Annotated in this window: 8 protein-coding genes; 6 read left to right on the forward strand and 2 right to left on the reverse strand. The window is 67.4% G+C overall.

All coding sequences use genetic code 11. The features are described 5' to 3' along the window. The first annotated feature begins 71 nt into the window (after nucleotides 1–71). The 6 genes from fliM to fliR are packed head-to-tail and all read left to right on the forward strand — an operon-like array spanning nucleotide 72 to nucleotide 4,092. Entirely contained in the window at nucleotides 72–1,070 is a 999-nt protein-coding gene (gene fliM / locus V8683_RS16695) for a flagellar motor switch protein FliM (RefSeq protein WP_027792989.1), read from the forward strand. After that, entirely contained in the window at nucleotides 1,063–1,527 is a 465-nt protein-coding gene (gene fliN / locus V8683_RS16700; protein WP_411188183.1) for a flagellar motor switch protein FliN, read from the forward strand. Before fliM ends, fliN begins: the two co-directional genes overlap by 8 nt. Further along, nucleotides 1,524–2,117, forward strand: coding sequence for a flagellar biosynthetic protein FliO (gene fliO / locus V8683_RS16705; RefSeq protein WP_411188182.1), 594 nt, complete (start codon nucleotides 1,524–1,526; stop codon nucleotides 2,115–2,117). Before fliN ends, fliO begins: the two co-directional genes overlap by 4 nt. Next, the gene (gene fliP / locus V8683_RS16710) at nucleotides 2,118–2,975 is read left to right on the forward strand and encodes a flagellar type III secretion system pore protein FliP (RefSeq protein WP_411188181.1); all 858 of its coding nucleotides are present in this window, start codon (nucleotides 2,118–2,120) and stop codon (nucleotides 2,973–2,975) included. Between the two features lie 12 nt (nucleotides 2,976–2,987). Next, nucleotides 2,988–3,257 (forward strand): flagellar biosynthesis protein FliQ, encoded by a 270-nt coding sequence (gene fliQ, locus V8683_RS16715; protein WP_411188180.1) that lies wholly within the window; start codon nucleotides 2,988–2,990, stop codon nucleotides 3,255–3,257. 43 nt (nucleotides 3,258–3,300) lie between these two features. Further along, nucleotides 3,301–4,092, forward strand: coding sequence for a flagellar biosynthetic protein FliR (gene fliR / locus V8683_RS16720; RefSeq protein ID WP_411188179.1), 792 nt, complete (start codon nucleotides 3,301–3,303; stop codon nucleotides 4,090–4,092). A gap of 57 nt (nucleotides 4,093–4,149) precedes the next feature. Here the strand turns inward: fliR and flgL are convergent, their stop codons facing one another. Continuing rightward, entirely contained in the window at nucleotides 4,150–5,391 is a 1,242-nt protein-coding gene (gene flgL, locus V8683_RS16725; protein WP_411188178.1) for a flagellar hook-associated protein FlgL, read from the reverse strand. A 28-nt stretch (nucleotides 5,392–5,419) separates the two neighbouring features. After that, the gene (gene flgK, locus V8683_RS16730; RefSeq protein ID WP_411188177.1) at nucleotides 5,420–7,462 is read right to left on the reverse strand and encodes a flagellar hook-associated protein FlgK; all 2,043 of its coding nucleotides are present in this window, start codon (nucleotides 7,460–7,462) and stop codon (nucleotides 5,420–5,422) included. Nucleotides 7,463–7,689: the final 227 nt, after the last annotated feature.

Here is a 7,689-nt window from a genome sequence, read left to right on the forward strand (position 1 = left end):
ACGCCGCCGCACAGCTCACGTACGGCGCGCGCGCGCCGCGTCCCAGGCGGGGAGAGCTACGCATCATGAGCATGAACCACAGCGAGTTCATGTCCCAGGAGGAGGTCGATGCCCTCCTCAAGGGCGTCACCGGCGAAGTCGACTCGGACCAGGATCAGTCCGAGAACAAGGGCGTCCGCCCCTACAACATCGCGACGCAGGAACGCATCGTCCGCGGCCGGATGCCCGGCCTCGAAATCATCAACGAGCGTTTTGCGCGCCTCTTGCGCGTGGGCATCTTCAACTTCATGCGCCGCACCGCCGAAATTTCGGTCGGGCCCGTGCGCGTGCAGAAGTACAGCGAATTCACGCGCAACCTGCCCATCCCGACGAACCTGAACCTCGTGCACGTGAAGCCCCTGCGCGGCACGTCGCTGTTCGTGTTCGACCCGAACCTCGTGTTCTTCGTGGTGGACAACCTGTTCGGCGGCGACGGGCGCTTTCACACGCGCGTGGAAGGCCGCGACTTCACGCAGACCGAGCAGCGCATCATCGGCAAGCTGCTCAATCTCGTGTTCGAGCACTACACCACGGCGTGGAAGAGCGTGCGCCCGCTGCAGTTCGAATTCGTGCGCTCCGAAATGCACACGCAGTTCGCCAACGTCGCCACGCCCAACGAGATCGTGATCGTCACGCAGTTCTCGATCGAGTTCGGGCCGACGGGCGGCACGCTGCACATCTGCATGCCGTACTCGATGATCGAGCCGATCCGCGACATACTCGCCTCGCCCATCCAGGGCGAAGCGCTCGACGTGGACCGCCGCTGGGTGCGCGTGCTCTCGCAGCAGGTGCAGGCCGCGGAAGTGGAGCTCACCGCCGATCTCGCCCAGGCGAAAGTCACCTTCGAGCAGATCCTGAACATGCAGAAGGGCGACGTGCTGCCGCTCAACATCCCCGAGCACATCGTCGCCAAGGTGGACGGCGTGCCGGTGATGGAATGCGGCTACGGAATTTTCAATGGTCAATACGCGTTGCGGGTCCAGAAGATGATCAGCGCAGCCGACACGATGAAGGAAGGTGGATATGAGTGACGTGAACGCCACGCCCGCTGACGAACCGGTCCACGAAAGCGGCGCCGACGCCGCCGCAGCGGCCACGCAGGACGACGCGCTGGACGACTGGGCGAGCGCGCTCGCCGAACAGAACGGCCATGAGCTGGACACGCAGCCGGCAACGTCCGCGGGCGTGTTCCAGCCGCTTTCGAAGGTGAGCCCGACCAACACGCGCAACGACATCGACATGATCCTGGACATTCCGGTCCAGATGACGGTCGAGCTCGGGCGCACCAAGATCGCGATCCGCAACCTGCTGCAACTCGCGCAGGGCTCCGTGGTGGAGCTGGACGGCCTCGCGGGCGAGCCGATGGACGTGCTCGTGAACGGCTGCCTGATTGCCCAGGGCGAAGTGGTGGTCGTGAACGACAAGTTCGGCATCCGCCTCACCGACATCATCACGCCCGCCGAGCGGATCCGGAAGCTCAACCGATGAAACCGCTGGCAGCACGCGGCGGCCGGGCGGCGCACGCCGCCTGGCGTCTCCTCGGGCTGGCCGGCAGCGCAATCGCGTTGTCGGGTGCGGCCGTCCCTCTCGCCGCGCACGCGGCCGATCTCAAGGCGGTGAATGCCGCCGCCCTCTCCGCTTCCGGCGCATCCGCGGCCTCGGGCGCCGCGACGCTCGGCGCGGGCAGCGCCGTTCCCGCGCTCGGCTTTGGCGCCGTGCTGCAAACCGTGTTCGGCCTCGCGCTCGTGATCGCCGTGGTGTTCGGCTGCGCGTGGCTCGCGCGGCGCCTGGGAGTGCAGGGTGGCCAGCGCAATGCGCTCGTGAAGACCGTCGGCGGCACCTCGCTCGGCGGCAAGGAGCGCGTGGCCGTCGTCGAGATCGGCGATACCTGGCTCGTACTCGGCGCCGCGCCCGGCAACGTGCGCCTTCTCCACACCATGCCGGCCGGCGCCGCGCCGCAGACGGCGGCCGCCACGGCCCTCGCCCCGCTATCGGGCAGCTTCGGGCAACGCTTTCGCGACGCGCTGAAGAGCGAAGCCGGCAAACGATTCAGGCGTCACGACGCCGGAGCGCAGTAAATGCACAGCCGTTCCCTCCCCGCCGCGCCGCACCGCGCGCGCATCGTCTCGCGGGCGCGGGCCCGGTTGTCCGGCGTGCCGCCCGCGAGGCTGGCAACGAGGCTGGCAGCGTTGCTGACCTTCGGCGCCGCGGCGCTCGCGCTCGCGCTGCCGCATGCGGCGCTCGCGCAGGCCGCCCAGCCCATGGGCCTGCCCGCCTTCAACACGAGCCCGGGCCCGGGCGGCGGCACGACGTACTCGCTGAGCGTGCAGACGATGCTGCTGCTCACGATGCTGTCGTTCCTGCCGGCGATGGTGCTGATGATGACGAGCTTCACGCGCATCATCATCGTGCTCTCGCTGCTGCGCCAGGCGCTCGGCACGACCACGACGCCGCCCAACCAGGTGCTCGTGGGCCTCGCGCTCTTTCTCACGCTGTTCGTCATGTCGCCCGTGATCGACAAGGCGTACAACGACGGCTACAAGCCCTTCTCGGCCGGCACGCTGCCCATGGACGAGGCGGTCTCGCGCGGCGTCGCGCCCTTCAAGACCTTCATGCTGCGGCAGACGCGCGAGTCGGATCTCGCGCTCTTCGCACGCATCTCGCACGCGGGGCCCATGCAGGGGCCCGAAGACGTGCCGCTCACGCTGCTCGTGCCGGCCTTCGTCACGAGCGAGCTGAAGACGGGCTTCCAGATCGGTTTCACGATCTTCATCCCGTTCCTCATCATCGACCTCGTGGTGGCGAGCGTGCTGATGTCGATGGGCATGATGATGGTCTCGCCCACGACGATCTCGCTGCCGTTCAAGCTCATGCTGTTCGTGCTCGTGGACGGCTGGCAGCTCCTGATCGGCTCGCTCGCGCAGAGCTTCACCTGAGGAGACCCGCCCATGACGCCCGAAATGGTCATGACCCTCGCCCACGAGGCGATGTACATCGCGATGCTGCTCGCCGCGCCGCTCCTGCTCGTGTCGCTCGTGGTCGGCCTGACGGTGAGCCTCTTCCAGGCCGCCACGCAGATCAACGAAACCACGCTCACGTTCATTCCCAAGCTCATCGCCATTGCGGTGACGCTCGTGATCGCCGGGCCGTGGATGCTCACGACACTCGTCGACTATATGCACCGCATATTCGCGAGCATTCCCACGCTAGCGGGCTAGCGCGGCGCGCCGCCACCCGGGTTTTCCGCACGACTCGCGCACGATGTTCACGGTCACCTACGCCCAGATGAACGCCTGGCTCACCGCATTCCTGTGGCCGTTCGCGCGCATCCTCGCGCTGATCGCCGCCGCGCCGGTGCTGGGCAACGCGTCGCTGCAGGCGCGCGTGAAGATCGGCCTCGCCGCGTTCACGACGCTCATCGTCGCGCCCACGCTCGGGCCCATGCCGCAGGCCACGGTGTTTTCGGCCGACGGCGTGTGGATCCTCGCAAACCAGTTCCTGATCGGCGTGGCGCTCGGCTTCATCATGCAGATCGTCTTCGGCATCGTCATGACGGCGGGCGACCTCATGGGGCTCGGCATGGGACTCGGCTTCGCCAGCTTCTTCGATCCGCAGGCGGACACCAACGCGTCGGCGGTCTCGAGCCTGCTCAACACCATCGCGATGCTCACGTTCCTCGTGCTCGACGGCCATCTGCAGATGATCGCCGCGCTCGTGGACTCGTTCCAGTCGGTGCCGATTGCCGCGAACGTGCTGGGCGCGGCGGGCTGGCGCCAGATCGCGGACTGGGGCTCGGTCCTGTTCGCCACGGGCGCCCTGCTCGCGCTGCCCGTGATCGTCGCGCTGCTGATCTCGAATCTGTGCCTCGGCATCCTGAACCGCGCCGCGCCGCAGATCGGTATCTTCCAGGTGGGTTTCGCGCTGACGACGCTGGTGGGGATGCTGATCGCGCTGATGATGGTGCCGAACCTGATCCCGTTCTTCGCGCGGCTCTTCGATGCCGGCATCGACCAGATGGGGCGTGTGGCGACGGCGTTGGGTTCGGCGAGGTAGCGGGTGGTAGCAGAAGGGGCCTGAGTCAGTGCCGAAGCGCTGACTCAGGCCGGCAGTTCAGGGGTTGATGTAGTTGAAGAGCGAAAGACTCTGGGTTGCCGCGAAGGTCTTCTGCGAGGCCGTCAGCGCGTTCTCCACTTCCGTGTACTGGGTGATCGCCGAGGTCATGTCGGTGCTCGTGAGGTTCGAGAGGTTGGTCGAGACCTGCAGCGAATTCGTCGAGGTCACCGTCTGCAGTGCCTCGACTTCCTGCTCGCGGCCCCCCACCGAGGCCTGGATCGTGGTGACGTTCGACAGCGAATTGCTGAGCGCGGTCATGCCGGTCGTGAGCGCGTTGTCGAGGTTCGCGCTCGCCGAGGTGTTGTTCTGCGACGGCGTGTTGAGCGCGGCAATGACGTTGTCGAGCGTGGCGAACACGTCGCTGTAGGCCGAGGAAGTGCCCGGCTGCACCGAGAACGAATCGCCGACGGCCGGCGTGCCCGAGATCGTCACGTTCATGCCGCTGCCGAGCGGGATCGCCGAACCGGCCGTATAGTCCGTGGGGCCCACGCTGGTGCCGGCCGTGCTGTCGGTCACCGTGTAGGCAAGCGCGCCGGTCGTCGGGTCGGTGCTGAACGCGATCGAGTAGTCGTCGTTGTTGGTGGACGCCGAAGCGTTGGTCACCGTGACCGCGCTGATCGTGCCGGTGCCCGAGTTGCTTGCGTTGCCCGCAGGCACGGCCGCCGAACCCACCGAGGGCACGCTCATGAACACCGAGCTGCCCGGGTCGGCAACGGCGATCTGGCTCGAGCCGGACACCTGGATCATGCGCTGGCCCGCGTCGCCGTTATAGGTCACGCCGATACCGCTGGCGTTGTTCGTAAACACCGACGACGTGCTCTGGAAGCCCGAGAAGATGGCGTTGCCCGAGCCGTCCGTGGTGTTGGCATACGACATCAGCTCGCTGCGGTAGCCCTCCAGTTGCTGGGCGAGCGCCGAGAGATCCGCGTTGTTCATCGTGCCGCTCATGGCCGACTGCATGGCCGAATTGGCGCTCTGCAGCGTGGTCGTGATGCTCGTGAGTGCCGTGCCTTCCGTTTGCAGCGACGAGAGCGCCGTGCTCTGGTTCGCCGTGTACTGCGAAAGGGTGGCGCTCGTGGCCGAGAGCTGCACGGCCTGGGCTGCGCCCACCGGGTCTTCCGCCGGGCTCGTGATCGCCTGGCCCGACGACACCTCTTGCTCGATCTGCAGCAGTTGGGCCTGCTGGTTCTCCATGTTCATGAGGCTGGAGGTGTAGAGCTCGGAAGTCGCGATACGCATGGGTCAACGCCTCAATAAAAAATGCCGGTCAAGCGCCTGCGAAAATGCCGATCAGGGTCTGGAACATCGTCGCCGCGGTCTGGATCACCTTGGCGTTGGCCTGATAGAGCTGCTGGTACTGCTCCAGGTTGGCCGCCTCTTCGTCCATGTTCACGCCCTCCACCGACTGCTGCTGCGACGTGAGCTGCGTGACGAGCGACTGTTGCGAAGTGCTGGATGCGTCGAGCTGGGTCGCCGTGTTGCCGACCGAATTCACGTAGCTGGCGTACGCGCTCGTGAGCGTGGTCGTACCCGTGAACGCCGTGCTCGACGCGAGGTTCGCGATCGCCAGCGCGTTGCTGCCGTCCTGGGTGCCGCCCGTATTCGCCGAAATCGTGAAGGTGTCGTTGGTCGCGGGCGTGCCCGTCATCGTGAAGCTCACGTTGTTCAGGCCGTCCGCTGCCGGGCCCGTGATCGTGATCGTCGCGCCCGTGCTGGGGTCGTAGCTCACGCCGGTGGCGGGCGGCGTGCCGGAGCCGATCGTCACCGTCGTGGGCGTGCTGGAGCCGGGAGTCGTGACGCTCACGGTCGTACCGGTCGGGAAGCCCGAGAGCGTGCCGCTCGTCGCCGGGGCCGTGGGCGCCGTGTACGTGAGCGCGACAGGGCTGCTCGGCACCGTGAAGCCGGCCGTGGTCGAGTACTGCGTGATCGTGGCCGAGCCGGTGTTCGTGCTGCTCGCCGCGACCAGCACGGGCGAGGAGGTGGCGATCGCGCTCGCGTCCGTGGTCGCGACGCCGAAGCTGTCGAGCGCATTGGCCGTCGGCTGGATCGAGTACGAGTCGCCGCTGTTCATCGTGCCGGTCGACGTGATGCTCATGCCGCCCGCGAGGAACGGGTTGGCCGTGCTGGGCTGGGTCGTGGTCGAGCCGACGACCGCGTTGGTCGTCGTGTCGGTGAGCGTCCAGGTGCCGGTGCCGCTCGCGGTCGAGTACGAAAGCGCGTAGTTGTCGGTGGGCGGCTGCGTCGGGTCGGTCAGCGTCACCGCCACGGAGGCGCTGCCCGTGTTGTTCGTGTTGCCGGTGACGAGCGCCGGGCTCACCGAGAAGAGCGCCCCGCCCGCCGCGCCGCTGGCCGTATAGCCCGCTTCGTTCTGCGCGTTGACCTGGGCCGCGAAGCTCGTGGCGATCGCGCCGAGCTGCGCCTGGGCCGGGTCGAGCGTCTGCGTGACGAACGACACGAGGCCGCCCACCGTGCCGCCTTGCAGCGCGGCCGACGAAAGCGGCTGCGGCGTCGTGGTCGAGCCCGTGAGGCCGCTCCAGGCCACGGTGAATTCGGACGAGTTGGTGCTCGACGGCTGCGTGGTGAGGCTGTAGCTCTGGGCGCCCGTCACGAGCGGTTGACCGTTGCCGAGAAAGACGCTGTAGCTGCCGTTGTTGCTCTGCACGACCTGCACGCCCACCAGTTGCGAGAGGCTCGCCACGGCCTGGTCGCGCTCGTCGAGCAACTGGTTCGGCTGCTGGCCCGCCGTGGTCGCCGAAGCGATCTGCGTATTGAGCTGCGCGATCTGCTGCGAATAGGTGTTGACCTGCGACACCGCGTTCGAAAGCTGCGTATTCACGCTCTGACGCATGGCGTCGTATTGCTGGCCCGTCTCGTTGATCTCGGCCGCGAGCGTCTGCGCGTCGGAAAGCGCGGTCTGGAGCGTCGACGTGTCCGAGGGCGAGTTCGCGGCCGTCTGCATGCCCGTGAAAAACGCGGTAATCGACGAGGCGATGCCGGAGGTCGGGCTGCCCACGAGATTCGAGAGCTGCGTCGCGAGATTGTAGGAGGCCGTGAGCGAGCTGTTGGTGGACTGGGCGTTGTTGAGCGACGTGGTCAGGTACTGGCTGTACGCGCGCGTGATCGTCGCGGTGGTCACGCCGTTGCCGATATAGCCCGAACCCGAGTTCTGGCCGGTGGCCTCGGTGTAGTCCGCCGATTCGACGTCGTAACCCGCGGTGCTCGAGTTGCTGATGTTCTCGCCCGCAGTCGCGATACCGATCTGGGCCGCCTGCAAACCGCTCAAACCGATCGAGAAGATATTCGTGGTCATCCGTCGTGATCCTCGTGAACGTCCATCCGCCGGAGGCGGCCGCGTTGGGTGGACTCCCTCTTATAACGGCAGCGCGCGACGAAAATTGAGTGCCGGCGCGCGCAGCAAGCCGCGCGGGAAACGTTTGCCGCAACCGCGGCGGCGGCGGGGGGGCCGCCCGTGGGGGGCCCCCCCGCCCCGGCCCGGCGCCGCGGGGTGGGGGGGGCCCGCGCGGGCGGGGGGGGGGG

It is taken from the genome of Paraburkholderia sp. AV2 (assembly GCF_054968425.1).